Annotated in this window: 17 protein-coding genes and 2 pseudogenes; 7 read left to right on the forward strand and 12 right to left on the reverse strand. The window is 41.7% G+C overall.

Features of this window, described 5'->3' with window-relative positions; all coding sequences use genetic code 11:
• Nucleotides 1–95 precede the first annotated feature (95 nt).
• Nucleotides 96–632: a CDP-alcohol phosphatidyltransferase family protein gene (locus tag MHI27_RS19690; RefSeq protein WP_405174512.1), complete on the forward strand. Its 537-nt coding sequence runs from the start codon at nt 96–98 to the stop codon at nt 630–632.
• Between the two features lie 4 nt (nt 633–636).
• Here MHI27_RS19690 and MHI27_RS19695 read toward each other — a convergent pair whose 3' ends face one another.
• The 7 genes from MHI27_RS19695 to MHI27_RS19725 all read right to left on the reverse strand — a co-directional run bounded on the left by MHI27_RS19695 (nt 637) and on the right by MHI27_RS19725 (nt 10,528).
• On the reverse strand, nt 637–1,233 hold the full coding sequence (locus MHI27_RS19695; protein ID WP_076299280.1) for a DUF1349 domain-containing protein: 597 nt from the start codon (nt 1,231–1,233) through the stop codon (nt 637–639).
• A gap of 174 nt (nt 1,234–1,407) precedes the next feature.
• Nucleotides 1,408–4,530, reverse strand: coding sequence for an ATP-binding protein (locus MHI27_RS19700; RefSeq protein ID WP_405174513.1), 3,123 nt, complete (start codon nt 4,528–4,530; stop codon nt 1,408–1,410).
• A gap of 167 nt (nt 4,531–4,697) precedes the next feature.
• Complete coding sequence (locus tag MHI27_RS19705) at nt 4,698–5,306, reverse strand: ankyrin repeat domain-containing protein (RefSeq protein WP_405174514.1); 609 nt, start codon at nt 5,304–5,306, stop codon at nt 4,698–4,700.
• A gap of 141 nt (nt 5,307–5,447) precedes the next feature.
• The gene (locus MHI27_RS19710) at nt 5,448–6,959 is read right to left on the reverse strand and encodes an S-layer homology domain-containing protein (RefSeq protein WP_405174515.1); all 1,512 of its coding nucleotides are present in this window, start codon (nt 6,957–6,959) and stop codon (nt 5,448–5,450) included.
• Nucleotides 6,960–7,106: 147 nt separating this feature from the next.
• A complete protein-coding gene (locus MHI27_RS19715; RefSeq protein ID WP_076299284.1) occupies nt 7,107–7,799 on the reverse strand; it encodes a response regulator transcription factor in 693 nt (230 codons plus the stop codon).
• Nucleotides 7,777–9,276 carry an ATP-binding protein gene (locus tag MHI27_RS19720; protein ID WP_405174516.1) on the reverse strand — a complete coding sequence of 500 codons (1,500 nt, stop codon included), beginning with the start codon at nt 9,274–9,276 and terminating at the stop codon, nt 7,777–7,779. Before MHI27_RS19720 ends, MHI27_RS19715 begins: the two co-directional genes overlap by 23 nt.
• Nucleotides 9,277–9,685: 409 nt before the next feature.
• Entirely contained in the window at nt 9,686–10,528 is an 843-nt protein-coding gene (locus tag MHI27_RS19725) for a sugar phosphate isomerase/epimerase family protein (RefSeq protein WP_405174517.1), read from the reverse strand.
• Between the two features lie 242 nt (nt 10,529–10,770).
• Here MHI27_RS19725 and MHI27_RS19730 point away from each other — a divergent pair, with 242 nt between their 5' ends.
• Nucleotides 10,771–11,670 (forward strand): LysR family transcriptional regulator, encoded by a 900-nt coding sequence (locus MHI27_RS19730; RefSeq protein ID WP_405174518.1) that lies wholly within the window; start codon nt 10,771–10,773, stop codon nt 11,668–11,670.
• A gap of 8 nt (nt 11,671–11,678) precedes the next feature.
• Here the strand turns inward: MHI27_RS19730 and MHI27_RS19735 are convergent.
• Nucleotides 11,679–12,669, reverse strand: a pseudogene (locus MHI27_RS19735) (aldo/keto reductase family protein).
• A gap of 213 nt (nt 12,670–12,882) precedes the next feature.
• Nucleotides 12,883–13,971 (reverse strand): DUF1648 domain-containing protein, encoded by a 1,089-nt coding sequence (locus tag MHI27_RS19740; protein WP_405174519.1) that lies wholly within the window; start codon nt 13,969–13,971, stop codon nt 12,883–12,885.
• A 391-nt stretch (nt 13,972–14,362) separates the two neighbouring features.
• Here MHI27_RS19740 and MHI27_RS19745 point away from each other — a divergent pair, with 391 nt between their 5' ends.
• Nucleotides 14,363–14,584: an alpha/beta fold hydrolase gene (locus tag MHI27_RS19745; protein WP_405174520.1), complete on the forward strand. Its 222-nt coding sequence runs from the start codon at nt 14,363–14,365 to the stop codon at nt 14,582–14,584.
• Between the two features lie 179 nt (nt 14,585–14,763).
• Nucleotides 14,764–15,438: a CerR family C-terminal domain-containing protein gene (locus MHI27_RS19750; RefSeq protein ID WP_339265764.1), complete on the forward strand. Its 675-nt coding sequence runs from the start codon at nt 14,764–14,766 to the stop codon at nt 15,436–15,438.
• 56 nt (nt 15,439–15,494) lie between these two features.
• Here MHI27_RS19750 and MHI27_RS19755 read toward each other — a convergent pair whose 3' ends face one another.
• A complete protein-coding gene (locus MHI27_RS19755; RefSeq protein ID WP_405174521.1) occupies nt 15,495–16,754 on the reverse strand; it encodes a M24 family metallopeptidase in 1,260 nt (419 codons plus the stop codon).
• A gap of 321 nt (nt 16,755–17,075) precedes the next feature.
• Here MHI27_RS19755 and MHI27_RS19760 point away from each other — a divergent pair, with 321 nt between their 5' ends.
• Together MHI27_RS19760 and MHI27_RS19765 are read left to right on the forward strand one after the other, a co-directional pair.
• Nucleotides 17,076–17,468, forward strand: a complete 393-nt coding sequence (locus tag MHI27_RS19760) for a transposase (RefSeq protein ID WP_042189579.1) — start codon at nt 17,076–17,078, stop codon at nt 17,466–17,468.
• Between the two features lie 220 nt (nt 17,469–17,688).
• Nucleotides 17,689–17,949: a hypothetical protein gene (locus MHI27_RS19765; protein WP_405174522.1), complete on the forward strand. Its 261-nt coding sequence runs from the start codon at nt 17,689–17,691 to the stop codon at nt 17,947–17,949.
• 839 nt (nt 17,950–18,788) lie between these two features.
• Here MHI27_RS19765 and MHI27_RS19770 read toward each other — a convergent pair.
• Nucleotides 18,789–19,094 (reverse strand): MurR/RpiR family transcriptional regulator, encoded by a 306-nt coding sequence (locus tag MHI27_RS19770; RefSeq protein ID WP_405176769.1) that lies wholly within the window; start codon nt 19,092–19,094, stop codon nt 18,789–18,791.
• Nucleotides 19,084–19,218 (reverse strand): annotated as a pseudogene (locus tag MHI27_RS19775) (PTS sugar transporter subunit IIC); the annotation flags it as partial. The pseudogene MHI27_RS19775 and the gene MHI27_RS19770, both read right to left, overlap by 11 nt.
• A 229-nt stretch (nt 19,219–19,447) precedes the next feature.
• Here MHI27_RS19775 and MHI27_RS19780 point away from each other — a divergent pair.
• Nucleotides 19,448–20,656, forward strand: coding sequence for a GNAT family N-acetyltransferase (locus MHI27_RS19780; RefSeq protein ID WP_405174523.1), 1,209 nt, complete (start codon nt 19,448–19,450; stop codon nt 20,654–20,656).
• Nucleotides 20,657–20,747 lie beyond the last annotated feature (91 nt).

Here is a 20,747-nt window from a genome sequence, read left to right on the forward strand (position 1 = left end):
CGGAGCGAGCATTCGCTCCGGCTTGTTTTTTATAGAATTTGCACTCCTCTGGTAAAATAGAAATAAGATAAGGTCGTATACAAAGGTGGGATTGAATGATGAAGAGAATACCCAATGGAATTACGTTTGGCAGAATCATTTTGGCAATGTTGTTATTATTCCTCGATCCGCTAAGTTTGGCCTTCCTTGTAATTTATATCCTTTGCGGGGTCACCGATCTGATCGATGGACCTATTGCTAGAATGACGAACACAACAAGTAGCCTTGGAGCAAAACTGGATTCCGCAGCCGACACGATACTGATAGCGGTCTCCTTATTTACACTATATCCGCTTCTGGGACTTACGCTCGAAATCATGATATGGATCTTCATGATCGCGGTCATCCGTCTAACATCGATAGGGGTTGCCCTCCGAAAATTCAAAACTTACGCAAGCATTCACACCTATGGCAATAAACTGACCGGACTCCTCTTATTTATAACTCCTCTATGGCTTCTCCACATCGATCACACCATTTGGAATGTCTTTGTATGTATCATTGCTACCATATCCGCCGTGGAGGAATTCATCATCCAATTCACTTCAAAACAATTACAGTTAGACCGAAAAGGATTGTTCATTAAAAATTGATCCATTAGAAGCGGCTTTCACCCTTCGATTCCGACAAACTCAAATAGTCGAATTTCACTGAGCAGCCTTCACCTTGGGGAGATTGTGCGACAACACCTGCTACGCATTCAGCACCTTCCTTCATTCCAAAATATCGGATCAGTGTCCAATTCGCTCCGTCCTCTGAATAGGAGAAGGTAACACAATGATTTTGTTTGGTAATACGCAAATACGGATTGTCTACAGCAACTTGTACGGAGTTACAATCATCTGACATCCCTTCCCTTGTCACCACAGACACGATTATGGGATACTGTCCGTCAAACTCAAAGCAAATTTTGGCCCAGTTATAATGGTCCATCATAAACATGAGGCAGCCTGAATCATATTTATGCCGCATATTGACACTAATTCTGGTCGTCATTTCAAAGGAAGTACCCACAGGGGTGGATAAGAATGGCGCTGAACTTGCGAAATGTTTACCTGCCGGGTCTTGGAAAAAATCCGATTTAGGTGGTGCAATTATTGTAAGCTCATCTAAGTCTGTAAACTCCCAACGCTCGGGGCAATTCATCCAGCTCAGTTGTTCTCTTGTCTCTTTTACAAATAAGTTATTAGTCATTCTAATTCTCCTATCATGAATGGTTTTTTGATCACAAATTTTCCTTTCTCTGTAATAATGGCAGGTAGCTTTTATTTTTACAATCAATGATGCAACAATAGTGAAATATTCACATAATTTTCTAAAGAAAACACCAAAAAGGGATAACTCCAAGGAGTTACCCCATGATCATAATCAATCCTTATCAGGAATGATAAATGACACCGTAGTTCCCAAGCCAGGAATACTTTGAATGTGCAAGCCCTGTCCATATAATTGCGTCAATCTTCTATCCGTATTAAGCAGCCCAATACCTTGATTCTTATAGCCATTCGGATTTAACAACATGCTGACTTGTGCTTCGTCCATTCCAATCCCTGTATCTACAATGTTAAAATGAACAGCATCCGCACGTGTCTCAATGTGAATACGCAGTGTTCCACCTTTAGCGCGACTTAAAACGCCATGTCGAACAGCATTCTCAACTAGTGGTTGAATCGTAAGCGGAGGCATCAACATTTCAAGATTCGCATCTACTTCCCATTCCACATGGAGTCTCTCTTCAAAACGTTGCTGCTGGATATATATATAATTCTCCACCAGTTTAAGCTCCTGTGACAGCGTAACGAGCTTGCCTGCATTTAAGAAGTCAAAACTTATGCGCAAATAAGTTGTGAACGCATCTGATAACTCTCTCATTTTGGCAGTATCAAAGTCACTTAAGGACATGATCGAATTCAGTGTATTGAAGAGAAAGTGTGGATGGATCTGCGCTTGTAAATAAGCACCCTCCATCCTCAACCGATCATTGACCGCTCGCTTCATAGATGAAAGGGACAAGGCTCGATACTTCAATTCCATCGCATCTACCGGTTTGGTGACATAATCATTTGCTCCAGCCAAGAAGCCCGCATAGACATCCTCCCGCTCACTACGAGCAGTCAGTAGTATAATAGGTAATTCATACATCGTGAACCGCTCACGAATCAATCTTGTCAATTCATAACCAGACATGCCCGGCATCATCACATCAGTGATGATCAGATCAAATCGATCATGGTTTAACTTATCCAGCGCTTCCCGTGCAGAAGTCGCAGTAACCATCTGATAGGTTCCATCTGACAAAATATTTTGTAAAACTTTTAGATTGACCGAATCATCGTCAACTGCCAGAACACGTATAATATCAGAGTCTGAATCAACCTTAGAGAGTGGCTCTACTTCCTTCGTGGAATATGTGGCAGCTACCATAGTAGATGTCTCAGCTGTTATCCATGCGCTGAATGGTGATAATGTTATCGTATCCTTTTCTAGTTGAACATCCGAAATAGATGATTGAACACGCTCATCTACTACGGGTAATTTGAAGCTGAACTTACTCCCCTGACCCGGCTGCGATTGCAGCAATAATTCACTCCCGTGCAGCTCGACCAGTTCCTTGCAGATGCTAAGTCCCAGTCCAATACCACCTTCCCCGTAAGCCCCTTGTTCATAGCGCATAAAGACACGTTTCTTCAATGCCTCATCCATACCTATTCCTGTATCCGTAACATGTATCCATACATCCCTACCCACTTGTTCAGCGACCAGTTCAACCTTACCCTGTTCGGTATACTTAAGTGCATTATGAACAAGATTTATCAGAATCTGTACCAATCGCTCCTCATCAGCATGTACACGCGGCAAATCCTCATTAATATGCATGCTAAGCTCCACCTTTGTTCCACCGGTAAGGAAGCGTAACATATCCAGCACGCCCTCAGCCAAGGAGCTTACATGCACTGCTTTTATATTCATCACAATCCGTTTATCCTGCAATCTCACCACATCAAGCAAATCATTCAGCATGAGCGACATCCGCCGACTAACCATAATTAGCAGTTCCATATCACGTTGACTCTCTTCATCCAGCACATGTTTTTTCCTCGTTAACACGCTCTGGGCAATATTCATAATTCCATGTAGGGGAGTCCGTAGTTCATGTGACGTATTCGCCAGAAAACGGTCTTTTAATTTATTCGTCTCTGCCAATTGAGCGTTTAATAACACATTCTGATGGGACTGATTAAAGTATCTTCTAAACCAATAGGCAGAAAAAGTGGCTAGTGCAGCAATTAAATCTACCGGATAAAACATAAATTGCGAGGTTCCTACGTAATAAACAGACGCCCATAGTATATTGTTAATCACAGCAAGCACTGAACATAATAAAAATAGTGCACCCTCAGCTCGAATGGATACCATCTTTATAAAATAATAAGCCGTCCAACATACTGGAACGTAATACAGGATCATATAGACCCCTTTTTCGATTGAATATAGCACTATCTCTTCTGGACCAAAGATTATAAATAGTGTAAAAACGAGGAGTGAGAAGATGTAACTATAAAAGGCCTTGCCTTTCCGCAGATTCCCATAAAGCTCTCTACCCATCAGGAACAGGAACAAGCAGAACCCTATATACGAAAGAACCTTTAGCTTCAACGTCCAGGCAAAATCAACCTGAAGAAACCGGAACAATAGTCCATTATGTTCAACCCCAATGGATACAGCCGCTGCAACCATCATCGAGAAGAAAATAATCAACTCTGTTTTTCGCACATCCATCAAATAGATGATCAATAAATACAGCCCATGTAGTAGAAGCAGTACCCCTACGATTAGCTGCAAGCCGATGGAATTCCAGTAGACTGTATCTATCTCATGTTGAATGCCAAACTCTACAGACCTAACAATGCCTCCTTTTAACGGAGACTCATAATTTGATGCCCGAACAAACAGATCCATTTGTTTCTGATCTATCGATGTATAACTGATCAGGAATGACTTGGTGACAGAAACATGGCCTTCTTTCTCATCAGATAACACACCAAACCGTGAGAGAACTGTTCCATTAATCTCCACTTCAGATGCAGTATAGATAGATTGGAACCAAAAGCTAAGTGGCTCAGATAAGGGTTGATCCAGCAGAATTCGCAAATGATAAGTTCCGTATCCATATGCCTTTTTTTGCTCTTCAGGCTTAAATATAGCATTCCAGTTACCCGGTACCTGAAGCATCTGCCCCTTCGTAGCGTTGTCGATATTGGTAGCATTCACCCATTGTTCAGGATAAAATTCCCATTCACCATCCAGCGGAAAGGTGCTTAGTGATTCAATGTCCACCCCACGTAAATCTAACACGCCTTGCTTCACAGCAGGAGGATTGGATAACGAAAAATGATTATACCAGCCCCAACGTACAATAATTAAAATACTGATAAATACTACTATGTATAACATATGACTTAACTTAATTTTATTCTCCGAAGTTCTCATGTACGCCTCATTCTTCGATAAATTTAATAGTGCTATATTCCCATCTTCCGCTATTGAATATTATAGTCTGATTATACTATATTATGAGGTTTCTAGAGGTGGGTAATCCTAGTTTCAAAGGACAAAAAAAAGAAACTCCGTTTTGAGCGGAGTTCCCTTTTTTTAAATTATATCGAATCACTACTCTTGTTCATTAGCATTTCTACCATTTCTTGATAACCCCTATTTTGCGCATGCTGTAAGGGACTAACTCCGTTAGAATCTGCTATATGAATATCAGCACCATGATGTATTAACAATTGCACTATAGCCTGATGTTCTTTGCCCCCATCGCCCAGTATGATAGCTTCTAGTAATGCAGTCCAACCCAGATTATTGACATGATCAATATTGACGTCAGAACTTGTAAGAAGTTCTTCCACAATATCCACATGACCACGGTCTGCAGCAGGGATGAGTGCGGTCCCCCCAAACCTATTCACAATTGAGGTATCAGCACCTGCAGCAATAGATACCTTCACAAAATCAAGCATTCCTTCAGCGCCTGCATAAAGAAGTGGATTATCCGAGCGATTGTCGCGGATATTGATGTTGGCACCTTTTTCAAGCAATAATTTGAATATATCCAGTTGATTCGTGTGTACAGCGATTAAAGCGGGCGTTCTACCCTCATTATCTGTAACATCAATATTTGCACCGTCTGTTAATAGTTTTGTTATAAGCTCCTTATCTCCTTGACGAGTCGCTGCTAACAGTGCTTGGTTCAGCTTATCCATTTCATTGTTCACCTCCTGAGTTGATTGCTGCCCTTGGTTGTTTAACACCTTGAAATCATCGGTCTGACATCCTGATATAAAGAGTAAGAGTGTTAAGACGAGAAAGCGCATGACATTCAACACCTTTCATGTAGACTCGCCTTATTTCGAAGTGAATGTGGCTTGAGAGGTTGCCCATGCGCCTAGTGGTGTCACAGTATACACTGTCCCAGCAGCCAATTTACCGCTATCCGTAATATCGAATACACCTACGGCACCTTTACGACTGGAGAATTTATAGGTTGCAACCCATTTGTCTCCGTTTGGAGCGGTTAGTTGTACACTACGACCCGAAAACAATTCATCACCAGGGTCTTGAGCCAAGGATACATTGATGGATGTATCGCTGACAGCTTCAGCGCCAGAGATTTGCAGTGGCGCTATTTCTTTTGCTTCGAATGAAGGATTTGATATATTGGCCCAGTCGGATGTTACGGTATATTTCACACCTGGTTTCAAGACTTGTCCTTCAGGAAGCCGGAATTTCGGCTCAATCTTACCATCTGTCGATTGTGTAAATGGAACATACTTGGCAACGATGGATTCTCCACCTTCTGGGGTAATCGTTACTTGTCTACCTTGCATGGAAGGAATGATTTGATACGTGATGCCATTTGATCTGTTGTTCTCATCCAAAACAAATGCGTTAGCACCACGTCCACCACTGTATGCAGAGATGACATATCCATAGTCAATGACGCCATTTGTTTTCAGTGCTTCAATCTCAAAGGTATCGTTGGTTACCTGAGTGGTTGTTGTCATATCTACCTTGGTTGCGTTTCCTACAAATGATCCTGCATTCTTACCTTTGTACGTTAAGTTATAGGTTGTTCCAGCTTTTTGCACCGATGTAGGAACAATGTACGTTGCAACAGAACCCGATTTCAGCCGCGGCATATTCGTCAAGGTTAGACCGTCATTGAATACAAAATCTTCTTTTGCTTTAGCAAACACCTCATTCTCAGCTGTCAAAGGAGCATCTAAGGTTACGATTAATGTAATTTCATTGATCGATTTCACACTTGTAATTTGAGCTTTATCGGAAGGCATTGCTTTACGTGCTGTATTCAGTAAGGCCGCTGTTTCGCCACGTGTTACAGGTCCAGAAGTGGATTTCAACTTATTAGCCCAGTAGTTAACCGATAAGACATCACGCTTCAACGCCTTCGATACAACTTGCACAATTTCTTCATCCGTTACCGTTTCATTAGGGTTAAATTTACCATCTACCGTTTCCATTATCCCTAAACCAACAAGTACCGACGCATATTTGTAATACCATACGTTCGAATTCACATCGGTGAATGGAGTAATGTTCTCCTCGGCACCTTGTAATTTAAAGGTCAATACTACCATTTTCGCTAATTCTGCACGATTGATTGGATGGTGTACACCCATCGAATGATCTGCATAACCCTGTAACACACCTAGTCCCGCAAGCACTTCAACGGCTTCTTGAATTTCTTTATCTGATAACTTGGATGCTGCTGCGGATATCCCGTTATGGCTTGATGCAGGTGCTGCTTGTACATTTAACACCGCAAAGGGTAAAGAGGTTGCTCCTAGTGTTGCTGCGACCATTAATGCTGCTGCTTTTTTAGCTACGATTTTCACTATATTTCCCCCTCAGATCATTAAGTTATTTGTTGTTCATGTCTATAACTGAATGATAAAGGAAAGAAATAAACTCCCCAGAAACGATTTATTAATAAAGTATTAACTAGAGCTTAAAATTATCGAAAACCTTAAAGAGAAACGCCATTACACCGTAAACCGGTATCCCGCACCCCACACCGTTTCAATATATTGTGGATTCGAGGGGTCCGCTTCCAGCTTCTCCCGTATTTTGCGAATATGAACCGTAACCGTTGCGATATCTCCGCTGGAGTCCATCCCCCAGATCCGTTCGAATAAATCATCTTTGCTGAATACCCGATTCGGATGACTCGCTAAAAAGACCAGTACATCGAACTCCCGAGCGGTAAACAAAACCTCATGATTACGTACATACACTCTGCGGGCATTTTTATCGATATGAACTCCACGGATTTGGATCTCATGCTTCTCCATTGGCTCTAGCTTGCTGAGCATGCGTTCATATCTCGTTAGGTGCGCTTTCGCTCTTGCCACTAATTCACTTGGACTAAAGGGCTTCGTAATATAATCATCCGCTCCGAGATTAAACGCCCGAAGCTTATCGATCTCCTCTTTCTTCGCAGATACGATAAAGATCGGCACTTCCTTAGCCTCCCTAATACGGCGGCATAATTCAAAGCCATCGATGCCAGGTAACTGCAAATCTACGATAATAAGATTGTAATCCCCTTCAAGAGCCTGCCCAAGCCCTTCAGAACCTGTATGACATATATCCACGGCAAAACCATTCAGCTCAAAATAATCTTTTTCCAATTGCGCTATCGTTGCCTCATCTTCAATAATTAGAATCCGTGTCATGCGAATGAAATCCTCCTTCGTCAGTCGTTCGCTTTAAAGTAAAGAACAAGCTTGATCCCACATCTGGTTCACTTTCCATCCATATCGACCCACCATGCCCTTCAATAATCTGACGAGCTATCGCAAGACCAAGTCCGCTACCGCCTGTCGATAGATTCCGAGAAGGCTCTGCACGATAAAACCGTTCAAAGATATGTGGAAGTGCTTCAGCATCAATACCCATTCCATTATCCTTCACTTCAACAGTCACCCATTCACTATCCACTTGCAGAGAAAAACGGATGAAAGGGTCCGGCTTGTCCATATATTTCAGCGCATTTCCAATTACGTTCAGTAATACCCGTTTTAATTTATCCAAATCTGCTATAACCTCAATACGTTCGGAGTTATGGTCGTCTAGATGAAATGAAACTCCTTTATTTTCATTATGGTAGCGCATCTCTTCGATACAATCCTCAAGGAATGCAATAATATCCACCGCTTCGAACGAAAATGGGACCTGATTCAAATCCAGCTTGGAATATAGGAACAACTCATCAACCAATTTATCCATTCCAATGGTTTTGTTATAAATAATGTCGACGTACATGTCCATCTTCTCAGGTGTATTGGCGACACCATCTCGTATGCCTTCAATAAACCCTTTAATATTCGTAATCGGAGTACGTAAATCATGTGAAATATTTGAGATTAATTCTTTCCGATTCTCCTCATATTGCAGACGAAGGCTCACTGACTCTTGTAACCTCTGTCTCATCGTCTCAAACGCTTTATTTAACTCCCCAATCTCATCTTTGGATTGCAGGTTAAGTTCAAATTGAAGGTCACCCTCTTGAATTCGTTCTGCGGAATCCCTTAACTTGTTCAGTGGCTTAATAACACTTCTTGTAATCCAGCGATATAATAGCACATTCGCAACTACAAGAACGCCAATTAATATCAATGAAAAGATTGGTAGCAGCCTCCGTGTGAGTTCCGCAAAAGGACTATGCTCTTTGATGACGAAAACACTGCCTTTCGCCCCATCCGAATATTTAAAGTCAAATTTGGCATACCCATAAAATCTTTCTTTAATATTAAACGTGTTACGAATCTGATAGTTATTGAGATCGTAAGGAGGTAAAGCATCCTTTAATTCAGGTTGATTGAAGGTGCGCGATTCAAACACAGGGTCATTCACTCGCCTTACAAATAGTCCCGCTTTCTCTGTCTTTAGCTTAAAATCATATTCCAGTAACAAATCCTTGTTCTGCAATTCATCCGGGTCATGCTTGGCTAAATACTTTAATTCTAAAAAAATAGATTCTTCTTGCTCCGACAACGGATTTAATTGATAGTGCACTTTATAAAAATCCCGAAGACTATGAACATCTCCAGTTGATGCAATTGTAAATAAAGCTGCCGTCATTACGATCATAAGTAAACTAACGACTAGCATTCCCGTATAAGATAACAGTAATTTTATCCGAATTGACACGACTGTTCCCCTCCCACTAACATTGGATCCGCTAAATAGTCATCTCCGTATTTTAGTGAAATACTATCACATGGGGAGAGCGTTTGCTAACAGAAAAAAACTCCCACCAACACTCGGTAGAAGTTTTTATAGAACTTAATTTACGCGAGATCATCAAATGCTATATAGAATGATCTGATGATTTTCCTATTTCGGGTTGGTCGTGACTCCAGAGAATGTTTGGACTTCCGGCCGCTGTTATCTGCAGATTTCTTGATTTATACCGTTCTTAACGGTTGAAATCCGCAGACTGCCTATGCTTTCGAAGCGAGCTTTCCTACGGAAAGCTTTCGGGCGGACGCTACCGCTCCTACAGTTCCAAAATTCCCTTCCACCACTTTTCCCTTTTTTGAATATTTTCAAGTTCAATCTATATGGGTACGTTTTCCAGTGATGAGAATACTTTATCGAAGCCTGCTTTAGAACGAGAAAATAATTCAGATGAACTTTGCGCGGAAGCCGGCGCCAGAACTTCTTGGGCGATCACACCGGTATACCCGGTCTTTTTCAGGCTTCCCAAGAATCCTGTGAGATCAATAGAACCTTCTCCTGGATACAATCGATCGAAATCTAACAATTCCTCTATCGGTAGAGGTTTAGCATCATTAATATGGACATATGCAATTTGATGCGGTTGTAATTTCAGCAGATCCTCACTCGTTAATCCATTCGTATGCCAATGGTAAGAATCCAATAACAATCCGATGTTCCTTACTTGGATCGTCTCCATCCAGCTCAACGTATCTTGCATCGTCCAGATCAGTGGATTTGCCCATTGTGTACGTAAGTGATGAGGGCCTACGAACTCTAATGCTAATGTAATTCCATAAGCGCCTAATATTTCCGCGCATATTCTTAAACGTCTTGTGGCTGCAATCATAAAAGCTGCGACCGGAAGATCTGTCGAAGGTAAAATATATGTACAACATGTCGTACAATTTAATGCAGCAGCGGCCTCAGCCATTTGGGTAAGCGATTTCAACCCTTCCCTGAAGCTATTCTCTGTCGTGCGCCAATCTACCGCTAAACCAAATGATCCTAACATGATGCCATGACTTTCCAGCAATTGAACAGCCCCATCCTTACCATACTGCTGCACTAACTCCAATGGATTTGCGTCTATCGACTGAAAGCCGAATTGGCTCGCAAGTCTGATATATTCTTCATTAGAACCCATCTCACCCAAACCTGCTGTTGTTAATCCTCTTATCATCGTCGTTCTCCCCCTTATGACCAATCTAACAGTTCGTCATTTCTAGTCTAGCGCATCGTGCACTCGAATAAAACCATCTCTAGTCCCCTTTAACAAATTCTACGATCTAATTGCAATAATGTTTTTGTCAAAAATTAAGATGGGGTGGGAGGCTCATGGGAAGACAACAAGCCCTTCCTTTCATTTTCGTTCAAAGATCCTTATACTTGCTTGGAGAAACATTCCAAGGGAGAATGAAGAGTATGGACATAAAAAAATTGCAATACTTTATCGCAGTAGCAGAGGAACTGCATTTTAACCGTGCAGCAGAGAAGCTGAATATGACGCAGCCTCCCTTAAGCCAGCAAATTCAAGCTCTGGAGAATGAGATTGGTGTGAAACTATTAGAACGGAACAAAAGACAAGTTCGTCTAACGCCAGCGGGGGCGGTATTTCTAGAGGAGGCTAAATCCATTTTATCTCAACTGGAACGCTCTATTAAAACAACACAATTAGTCGATCAAGGAATTATCGGACATTTGAACATTGGATTTATAGATTCTGCAGCTGGTGGAGTATTGGTTGATATGTTAAAAATGTTTCGGGAACGTTATCCACAAGTACAACTCACATTACATGAGATGACGTCTGCTCAGCAGTGGCAGGCTTTACATGAAGGAACGATTCACATTGGATTTGTACGTTATACAGAGTCGGGCAAACATATCGAGCATCGTCCCTTAGTCAATGAATCGCTTATTGCCGTTTTGCCAGAGCAGCATCACCTAGCTCATTTACCGGTGTTATCCATTCGCTCTTTAGCTTTAGAGCCATTTATATCGTTCCCACGTCATTTAGGAGCTCCTTTTCATGACCTCATTATGAGCTTCTGCGCCCAACACGACATGTATCCGAATGTTGTACAGGAAGCCATTCAGATGTACACCATTGTAAACTTGGTAGCTGCTAATCTTGGAGTTTCCATTGTGCCCTCATCAGTTGCTATTTTTCAGCGTGAAGGTGTCGTATTTCGTCCCTTTGAAGAAAGCACACCATCGATTCCCCTTTATGCCGCTTGGAGAACCGATTCCGATCGTGCCTCCTTATCCGCGTTACTAGAGATCATAGGACAAATGAGTTCAGAAGCTATTAATGGTGAATGATATAATATTCAGCCCGTTTTTCTAGGATCACGTTCAACGAGTCCTTCTAGCACCCTATCGATTTGCATCATAACTTTCCTATCCAGACGAACTCCCGCAGCTTTGGCATTTTCTATTACTTGCTCAGGCTTGGATGCCCCAATAATTGCAGATGAGACTTGTGGATTTTGCAACACCCATGCTATAGCCAACTGCGGAAGCGTCAACCCAACTTCGCTGGCGATGGAAGAGAGATTCGAGATCGCCTCAAGCACCTCAGTCCGAAGCCATTGACCCGCCAATTTATTCATAAAAGGTGAGCCCGCAGCTGTTGAAGCACGAGAACCCTCTGGCAATGGTTGCCCTGGCATATATTTGCCTGAAAGAATCCCTTGAGCAAGCGGTGACCAGACCACCTGTCCAATCCCTTCCCGCTCACAAGCTTGAACTACCTCCGTCTCCATTACGCGCCCATAACATCGAATATTGAGGTTGACTAGCCACCAATGGCACCTTCAATTCCCTCGCCAAAATAGCACCTTCTGATATCTGATCCGCCGTCCACTCACTTATCCCGACATAGAGAACCTTACCTTGACGCACCAGATCCGAAAAAGCCAAGAAGGTCTCTTCAAGGGATACTGTTGCGTCAAAGCGATGCGCATAATAGATATCAATGTAATCGGTCTGTAATCTGTTCAGTGAAGCATGGCACGCCTCCATAATATGCTTGCGGGACAGACCTCTTGCGTTACGTCCCGTCCCTGTGGGATGGCACACCTTGGTACACAATTCGATATCAGCTCTGTGCACTCCTTTTAATGCTTGGCCCAGCACCATCTCAGCTTTCGTATCGGAATATACATCTGCAGTATCAAATGTTGTGATCCCTACATCCAATGCAGCGCGAACACAAGCATGGGCAGTATCATTGTCCACTTGAGCACCATGTGTAATCCAATTACCATAAGCAATCTCACTTAGATGTAAGCCACTCGTTCCTAATTTGCGATAGTTCATTTTATACCCTCCTTTAGATAACAATCTGATTGTAACAAAGAGATATTAATACGAGAAATACTCTTTAATATGCGGTTTAATTCAAAAAAGATATTACTGAGATCCTTAAAGATAATAAAAAAACGCCCTTTAGGCGTTTTTTTCGGTAAATATTCTGTTTCGAAACTCTAACTTCGTCTATACTCCAGTGAGTATATTAACCTCCAAGCCTTGTTACCGTACCACAACTAACAGTACAATAATTCCGAGCCAAAACAGCCAGCTTACTGGGTGACCGAAATTTAATCCCCAGCCAACTCCGAACCTTTTCTCGACGATTAGGTTTGGATCTTTGGGATTGAAATAAATCATACCAAATCGCCATTTATCATCATCATGGACAGGTCTGACATTGGAGCTATCGGCAGATCGCTCCAAGCGGCTTCCGCCCTGACCAGCCCAGAACGTTAAGGCCAAGGCGTATAGGATAATAAGGGCTATTATGATTAGGATAATAGGGATAGCGAAATTCATGTTAAGCAGAGATATCATGTTTAGTTGCACGACGGAAAACAGGATAACCATTAAGAAGCTTGCTGTAAGCATAAAATATGACCAAGTACGGCGGTAAGTTGCGTCTTGTCTGATGGAACGGTTAGGATCATTGGGTTGAACCTGCTGCTTTACTCTGCGAATACTCCAATTCTCAAATATGAACAGAAGTGTTATGAACACTTGCATTATCGTAGGCATAAACACAGAACTAAAAGATTTAGCTGCATAGCGGTCTACGTTCCAACTGCTGTTGTAATGGATCGGAATCTGTTCAGGAATCAGATCGTAGTTGCGTAGCACAGTTACAATACTAACAACAGTAATTAAAACATGAATGAGGAACCAATTATTAGACAAGCCAATTTTTCTTTTCCGAAATCCAGTGTCCACTGCCATGATCGATGGTTCCAGAGCAATAGGCAGCATAGGTAGTAAACTTTTCATTTTGAAATGATAGCTAATGTTTATGACTAGGGAGATTCCGACCATGGCGAGTGAATAAGTGACAATGATCCAACTTTGTTGCTTGGAATGTTCATCACCGTATATTAGACAGATGATACAAACAATGAATAGGATGGTATGCAAGGTAGCACTGATCCTAACACATGACTTCCGCATCTGGCGCAGAGGCTCACTTTGGAATTGTACAGCGCTGACGGTGACCCCAAAACTAATCGTCTCTCTTGTTAAATAAGGCATGCTTACCATGAGTACAATGGCAGGAACAAATACAAAGATCATTACTATAACAGGCATTATCGTCATATCATCCGCCTCCTCTTATACCTAAGTATGTATTTGAAAACTCTATAACCCATCCTATTAACTTAGGAATAGTAATCGAACTTAAATTTAATTATAATCGATTTTAGTCACTATAGGGGTGAAATTAACAATTTATCCAGTTTTTTCGCTACGCAGAGCTACTCATCTGACAACTGAATTATGGCAAGTACATCTGTTTGAAATTCTATGTAGGTAAAGGATAGGATTTCGGACACTTACTTTAAATATTCTGCAATTTGGATGAATTGTGTGGATAATAAATAAACATTATCCAACGCTTGTCGAGTGATTCCTATGGACGCTAAAGTGACACTCGGTGCTGAATGCGATTAATCTCACGATTTAATGAAGAGAGGAAACTGAACAGCAAATGCCTTATATTGATCGAAATGGTATGAACATTTATTATGAATATCTTCACTCTAACTCTCTTAACCAACAAATAGACGCTATCCTGATTATCCACGGAGCGGGTATGAATTTACGTTCTTGGGATTTGATTGTTCCTTATTTGCAGCAACACTATCATATTCTTCGCTATGATTTGCGCAGACATGGGTTGAGCGATAAAGGACCAGATAGAGTAGCTTGAAGACTGCTATTCACTCTTTTACTTCTAGAGCGGCTCAATATTTCTTCTTTTTTCGCTGTTGGTCATGGAGAGGAAGCATATGTGCCGTGCTGCTCGGTACAATCCGTCACTTCATAAAGGAAGTTAGTTTGATTAATTCATTTGAATTAATTATACTCAACAGTATGGAGGAATGGACATTGAATACAAACCTAAGCAACGATATGAATAAAGGAAATGAAGACTCCACCCAAACTCGTTTATTAGAAGCAGGGCTGCGGATCTTTGGATTAAATGGCTATGAAGGCGTACGTACGCGGACCCTTGCAGATGAAGCTGGTGTGAACCAATCGGCGATTCCGTATTATTTCGGTGGAAAAAAAGGATTGTACTTAGCGGTTGCCCGTCGCTTGACAGCAGCCGTTCAAGATGATTTTTTGAAGCAGGCTTTAATTGAGACAGAAGAGATTGAGAAACGGTCAAAAGAAGAAGCCGCAGAAGCTCTTAAAAAAGTCATGACGCAATTTTCCAAGACTATGATTGGTAATCATGAAGCCAATGCAAGAAGTGTATTTATCGCAAGAGAGCAGATGCAGCCTACAGAGGCTTATGACATTTTGTATGAACAATTCTTCCAGCCACTACATCAGATGATTGCCGTCTTGGTGAGTAAATTAATGGATCTAGACGCAAAAGATCCAAAAACGATATTAATCGCACATGCAATTGTTGGACAATCGGTTGCGTTCTCTGTGGCGAAGGAAACCTATTTGAGACGCCAAGGGATTCAAGACTTGGATGAAGTACACATTGCTTTGATCGCCAAAGAGCTTGGCGAAATGTCGATTCGTACATGCAGCGGCTATTCTCATTAAAAAGAGGGTACGTAACGAAGACATAAACATTCTTCTATACGTACCCTTTTGCCATTTTACCAAGTTGCCCTCATCAGCTGAGTAGAATTTTTATTTAGTTCAATCCCCTCAGCTTCACCCACGATCACCGTTCCACCAAGATTAATGACCTTCTTACCAATCGCACAATTCGGCTCAAATGCAAACACCATTCCTGTCTTGAGTTCGGTCTCTAACCCTATGGATGGGATCGGCAGCACTTTCCCGTACTCTCTCGCCTCAGGCAACCGTGCAATCTCATCGCCAACCCCAATAAGACCAAATGGACTAATGGAATGAATAAGCGGATGAACGTGCCAACCTCCTGCTTCACGCATCGGCTCATTCATCGCTTTAACCACGTCTCCGAAAGTAGCCCCATGCCGCAGCTCTTTTACTCCGTTCTCATACGATTGTCTCGCTGCCGCTGCCGCCCGCTCAAAATCCGGATGCACAGCTCCTACAGCGATTGAAGGCTGATGCTGCGTCTCTAGCATTCCGAATGATGAAAATACCTCGGCCAAAATAATATCTCCTTCTTGGATCACCCGCGGCTCCTCTGGTCGATATGTCCATGCGGGCAATCCCCATCCTACGAACTCTGGTCCTGATCCCATTAATATCGTTGTCGTGAACCCGACATGGGTCGCACAAGCATTCATCGCTGCCGCATAGATCTCATTTTCTCTCACGCCTGGCTTCGTTGCCTCAAGCATCGCCTGGCACATTTTTTCCCCAACGTTCGCTGACCATTTTAATACCGCGATCTCCTCCTGACTTTTCACAGAAGACAGTGCGAAAAATTTGTGTCCCACAGGCTTAAAGGTCCCATTCGGTAATCCTTTTAGGATCGTTTGCCAAGTATTATAGGGCATGGCTCCATCAAAGTAATAGGGAGGATAAGGCTCTAAGCCAATCACACCAAATGCTTTATTTGTAAGTCCTCTCTCTTCCATAATCTTGACAATGTGCGCACCCATTTTTCCGACATACATATTTTCCGGGCGTATCCAGCCTTGCGTATTCGTATATCCAGCTTGAATATGATCTTCCACAGCAGTGGCTAAAAAGACAAAAGAGATCGGCTCTTCATTCTTAGGGAAAATGACAATAGAACCTGGACGCTCATTCGTAAAGTAGGTGTCCGGGTTAAATACAGCAGGGAACGCACCTTCTCGATCTCCATACACAATCAATACATCCACATGCTCTTCTTCCATTAGCTGATTTGCAATGTTCCATCTACGATCTCTTTCCGCAAGTGAGTAGGTAGGGATTCTAGTATCTTGATTGTTCATACCTCTTTCTCCTCCTAACGTTTATTTCTTTCCAGAGTTCATTGCTGATCGTTGCCTTTTGTCATCATCCAACCGTATACATGCGAATGGCCCCCCTCCAATAGATGTCATGAATGAACCTGTTACATTGCAAGTATAATTCATTCATTTGATTAATTCAATTGAATTAAATTAATTGATTTATGTGCAAAAATAGCTCCAATAACTTGGAGAATTAATCTTTAAATCATTAAAATGAAAAACACTGTATCTTTAAAGAGCCTGTTCAAAAAGCTCATAAAGTTGTATTAAAAAAAATGCACCTTTACGAGGAACGGTAAAATGAAGGTACCCCTACCAACATCAAACCATACGCGAGATGCATTTTCATGGACTTACAGTTTGAGCTGCAGACTTTGCGAGAAGACGTATTCCGATCACGACGCCATCTGCGGCGTTCAACGAGCGAAGGCGAACCAGAACAAGTTTTTCATTGGTTATCGCAAGCATTCCATTGTTTGCCCCAGCCCGAAAGGATCGGTCATCCCGCCCAATGATACGGCGGATGTCAAATTAATGCTGCCGCCAATTGAAATAATGAAGAAAATCGAAGGACTCAAGGTCGATTATCTGGTGGCCGATTTAGGTTATTTCGATGCCGATGATCAAAAAGAAGCGCGCCTTAAGCATGATGTAGCGGTCGTAACGGAAATCAGAAAACACGATATTTCCTGAACTCTGTTCCCATGAAGGAAAACCGGAATGTGAGCAAGGACACGCCCTTGTTTTCGACGGATTCGATAAAAAAACATATACCTCTTGTTTTCGCGGAGACGATGACAAATGCGCCGCCTGTCCGCTACAAGGCCTTTGTGAGAAGCAGTTTGGCTATTTCTTCAAGGAAAACCCGTTTTTCTACGGACCTGTTTCACAGGGCAGTATGCTACAAGAGCACATGCTGAATCTCCGTAAGCAAGTGGAACTAGCGTTTGCACAAGAATCGAATCAACTAACTTCCGTTATGAAGTATAAAAAAGTAACGGTTCGTACAACAAAGCGCGTCGAGAAGTGGTTTATCTTGCGGAATGCGTTTCGATTAATTGAGCGGATGATTGAGCACTTGCGAGCCACAATCCTGCCTCCAAATCATGTGACGACCCTCAAAAAGCTTCAAGAGATTCAAGTGGAGCAAATCTCGTTGCCGTTGGCGGGGTAAGAAAGTTGAACTCCCCCTAAAAAAAGAAAATTACGACTCAAGGGATACGTCTGTTCAAAATCAGGTAAGTAACATACTTACTCTCAGCGACAGCATGACTTATCATATCTAACGGAACATCACCTGGTTTACTCGCTTCATAACAAAGAATATGTGTAAAACTATCCAGCTGAGGATTAAAATCGGGCCTCGCAGGATAAATCTGCAATAAAATAACATTCTCATTCTTCTTGTTTTGAATTTCGTCTTTTCTTTCAAATAAGTGTTATTACTTTAGCTTCCAGAAAATCTCCTCCATTCAAAATGTCTATTCGATCTGCTTAAAGCACTTTACAATAAAAAAACTTCCACCATACTCTGGTAGAAGCTTCTTATCGCATTTTAATCATTCAAAATTTCAATCATTTTTCTTGTCTTCGCTAGCTGCTCCACCGTAAAATCATGCTGAGCAGAAGCATATGCGCTAAAAACAATATCAAGCACAAATAATTGAGCAAATCTGGAGCTTGTTGCCGAACTACGAAGCTTAGCTTCCGGCGCACGTGATGTAAATAAAGAAACATCAGCAAGCTGAGAAAGCTTGTTATTACCAGGACGAGTGAGGCTAATTGTTTTTTTCCCTGTTCCTTAGCTCGTTTTATTAATTGAATAACTTCTCTCGTTTCACCGCTATACGAAATTCCCCAGAAGACGGCATTTTCTGATTTCGTAGCCATGGCTCCCGCCAATAAATGACGATCTGAAATCGCATATACATTTTTGCCTTACACCATAAACATAAATAACCTCTGCGTGCTCAATAGACTGCGCGTCGAGTTAACTGGCCGTATTCTGAAAGGTCAGTATGGTGTTCGACAGCAATTTATCAATGATGGAATCAACGTTTCATTCGATTCAACATCAAAGTATCTAACATGCGGCGTGTACTCTACCTCCGCGGATAAACGGATTTTCAGCGCTGGAAAGCCCTCTATTCCAAGCGACCGACAAAAACGAACAACCGCCGCACTGCTTGCCTCCGCTTTTGTCGCTAACTCATGTATGGTCATATGCAGCACTTCTTTAGCATTTGCAAGAATGTACTCCGCTACTTTTTTCTCTGATTCTGGCAATTCATTTAAGTCTAGCTCAATTTGCGAAATCATACTTCCCCGCAATTAAACCCGCTCCAACAAATGCAGGAATCATTGGTATGAAAATATTTCCGATTTTTCGCAAAAAGTTCTTGAACGGTTTATCATTCTTCTTTTTAAGCTGCGCCTTCATTTGTGCGATTTGTGCTTGTAATTGCTCAGCCGAAGTCGCTATTTTCCTAATACTCATTTAGACTATATTGAGCAATCTAAATTTTGTATCACTTCTATGATACCAAACGTTCCATTATTGACGAATTTTTTTTTCAACATTAAACTATAAGTTAAGAAATTAAATTTCAAAAAAACCGTTTTTTTCATTTATTAAATTTATCCCAACATTACGGCGCAGGAGGAAATGAAAGATGACGACGACACCAAACATCATCGTAATGAACCATCCAACTAGAGAGCAGCTTGAAAAGATTTACGATATTTTAGATGAATGCTTTTCCGTAGGCCGAGCTTTTTTCCAAGAAAGATTAGACCTAGACACCACATATGATCCAGATACAACATGGTTTGCGATGGTTGACGATAAGATTGCATCTAATGTACAAATTTTTCCGTTTCATATTAGAGTCGGTCAAGCGATCTTGAAAACGGGTGCAATGGGGAGTGTCGGTACAGATCTAAATTACCGCGGGCTGGGGCTTGCACACAAAATTCTTCATGCGCAGACCAACTATATGAAAGAAACCGATTATGATATAAGCTTGCTTTTGGCTAGCAAGCATGCGTTTTATGAAAAGGCTGGCTGGAGACTTATTCCGGAGACTGCTTTCGCAATTGAAAAACCAGCAAGTTTGGAGCAGCAGCAAAACAGTGATGAAATCATTCCTTTTGAAGCCTGTTATCTCGATGATATCCGTTTCATCTATGAACAATTCAATAAGAATCGTACCTACACCGTGATCCGAAGTAGAACGTATTGGAATGATTTATTGACCTGGCCGGAATGGAAGAAAGTTGACTGCTTGCTCCTTCGCAGAAATGGAAAAATCGTCGCTTATGGCATCATTGAAAAGAAAGATACTGAACAAGTATTTATTAATGAATTATTGTATTTGAACGAAGCCGAAAACGGCGTTGAAGCTTTGTTTCATGCCTTATGTCAGCTGCGCCAAAATGCAAAGCAAATATTAGCGATGCTCCCAGAGGACCATAAGCTATATTCCTATTACCAACAACATCAAGCAAATTCAATTCAAATCAATATGGCGATGTGGAAAATGATCAATCTCAGTTCAACTTTCCATAAGCTTCAGCCTGAATTAGAAGATCGCCTAAACCGTAGCAACATAATTGCAGACCAGGAGCTGCATATTGCACTTCGCAGCAATGAGGACTGTATCTACTTGGATTATAAGCAAAAGCAGCTTTCTGTTTCCGATGCTAGTAATCATACCAATCCCTATACTTCAATAGAAGTAGATGAACGTGAGCTAATGACTTATATCATGTTCGGCTATAATGAAGCAGGCGCAGCAAAGGACAGTACTGAGCACGCTAACATCCTTCAAGCTCTATTTCCGAAACAACAAGCTGTGTTTTATTTGACCGATAAATTTTAAGCCATTTTTGATTCCTACCATTTTAAATAAGGGTGTGTCGCAAGTCCAACTGCTCGGACTTATGACACACCCTTATTTTTCCATAGCGACA

Source organism: Paenibacillus sp. FSL H8-0261 (genome assembly GCF_045040645.1).
Classification (GTDB): Bacteria; Bacillota; Bacilli; order Paenibacillales; family Paenibacillaceae; genus Paenibacillus_AQ.